Source organism: Thiolapillus sp. (genome assembly GCF_048562965.1).
GTDB classification, from domain to species: domain Bacteria; phylum Pseudomonadota; class Gammaproteobacteria; order Chromatiales; family Chromatiaceae; genus Thiolapillus; species Thiolapillus brandeum_A.
Window position 1 is genome coordinate 1 of the sequence record NZ_JBHNMF010000574.1, and the last position, 1,990, is coordinate 1,990.

The 1,990-nt window shown below is 59.2% G+C and carries 3 protein-coding genes; all 3 read left to right on the top strand.

Going from position 1 to position 1,990, the window contains the following annotated elements; all coding sequences use genetic code 11:
• On the top strand, positions 1–1,185 hold a 1,185-nt coding region (locus ACOCD2_RS17860; RefSeq protein ID WP_305801614.1), incomplete at its 5' end, for an InlB B-repeat-containing protein.
• Positions 1,146–1,700, top strand: coding sequence for a hypothetical protein (locus ACOCD2_RS17865; RefSeq protein ID WP_293649317.1), 555 nt, complete (start codon positions 1,146–1,148; stop codon positions 1,698–1,700). The genes ACOCD2_RS17860 and ACOCD2_RS17865, both read left to right, overlap by 40 nt.
• On the top strand, positions 1,697–1,990 hold a 294-nt coding region (locus tag ACOCD2_RS17870), incomplete at its 3' end, for a hypothetical protein (RefSeq protein WP_419625848.1). The genes ACOCD2_RS17865 and ACOCD2_RS17870, both read left to right, overlap by 4 nt.

Sequence of the window (1,990 nt, forward strand, 5' to 3'; positions counted from 1 at the left end):
GAAGGAAGCAATGCCTGGGGTGAAGTCAGCAAACTGCTCGCCAGCGACGGAACGGCGGATGACTGGTTTGGACACAGTGTGGCCATTTCGGGCGACACGGCAGTCGTCGGCGCCTATCTCAAGGACGTAAGTGCCAAGGGTTCCGGTGCAGCCTACCGGTTTTCCCGCAACGAAGGAGGCGCGGACAACTGGGGCGAAACCGGGAAGCTTGAGGCGGGCGATGCGTCGAGCGACGATCAGTTCGGCTACAGCGTAGCGATCGGCAACACAGCGATTCTGGTCGGCGCCCAATTTGCCGATGGCAACGCCAGCACATCCGGCGCTGCTTACGTCTTTTCACAAACGCAGTCATACCCGGTAACCGTGAACGTCGGCGACCATGGGTCGGTTTCCGCCAACAGCGGCGCCATCAGCGCCTGCACCAGCACCGGTGGCGTTTGTACCGGAACTTACAGCCAAGGCGCAAATGTGGTGCTGACGGCCACGCCTGATACCGGCTATGTTACTGCCTGGAGCGGTTCAGACAGCGCTGCCTGCGCCACCAATACCTGCACCTTCAACGCCATCGCCTCGGCCAAGTCCGTCACAGTATCTTTTTCTCAGGACACTTATCAGGTCACAGCCAGCGTGGATGCCAATGGCGTACTGGACAAGCTTTCGGCAACAGTGACCCTGAATTCTAGCGCCACCTTCACGGTGACTGCCAATCCGGGTTACCGCACCGACACGACAGTGGGCGGCAGCTGCCCGGTTGGCAGCAGCTGGAACGGAGCCGAATATACAACCGGGCCGGTTACCACAGACTGCAGCGTGAGTTTCACCCACACGCCAGAGAACAGCAATGAAAGCTGTTCTGGTGGCGGCGCAATCAAAAAGATCGAAGGAAAACACTACAGCGCTGAAACCAGCAGTTGCACCGCAGATTATCAGATCAACATGGGACCAACCGTAACCCTGGATAACGTATCCCATCTCACCCTGACCGCTGCGGCTGTGGTTCTGAATCCCACAGTAAGGGTGGCAAGCGGCAGCACCTTGCGCATCAACAGCAGCACCGACCGCGTGGGGGCGCTGAACCAGGCCCTGCTCGGTTCACTTTCGGGGCGAGCATTCGCGCCTACCGGCTGTCCGATCTGGAAAACCCGGTGGAAGGCCCGTGGCAAACCGTGGTTGCTGACGAGGTAAGCGTTGCCGGTCGCTTTGCGCTGTTGCTGGACGGGATACCCGACGACGAATGGATACTGGTGGCCGCTTCCGGTGGCAGAGACATTGATGCCGATGATGACGGCAACACCAACACCCCATCCACACCGAACAAAGGTACGCTCTACGGGCTGGCAAAGGCAAGAGAATGGCGCAACGGCAATGTGCGTGTAACGGCCCTTACCGATCTTGCCTGGCGGTTTGCGCGGTCGCTGATAGGCGAGGTGGCGCCCACTCAGCTGTATATCCGTCTCGATGACCTGGCCCGCGCGTTGATCAGTCAGGATATCAATGCGGATGGTGTTGTGGATCACCACGATATTCATGCCTTCGTGCCCCATGATCCGGCGCACCGTTCGTCCCTCAATTTCGAGTATGACGCTTTGATAGAGCCCGACGCCAACGGTGACAGCGTCATTGGTGCCCATCACTCAGGAGACAGCAATCTCCTGGATGCCTTGCTGGAAAAGAAATCAAGCGTGTCTTCGGCCTCGTGATAGATTTTGGGACATCCCAGTCCCCAAAATCGACTCGGCCTTTGACAACCCATTGGTGCCCCAGCCGTCCTGGTCACCAAGCACTACGCAACAACTTCGCAAGCTCGTTGCTGCTCCGTACTTGGCTCCCAATGACTGGACGCCGCGTTCGGAGGCCTACTTTGTTTTCCCTCTGGCGCAAGGCACGCCGGGAAAACAGTGCGGCCTCGCGGCTACTGGGGTCTACCAGCCTTCGCTTCGCTCTCCATGGCTGGCAGCGTTGGCAGCGCCTTCGCCCTCTACCCCGGCAC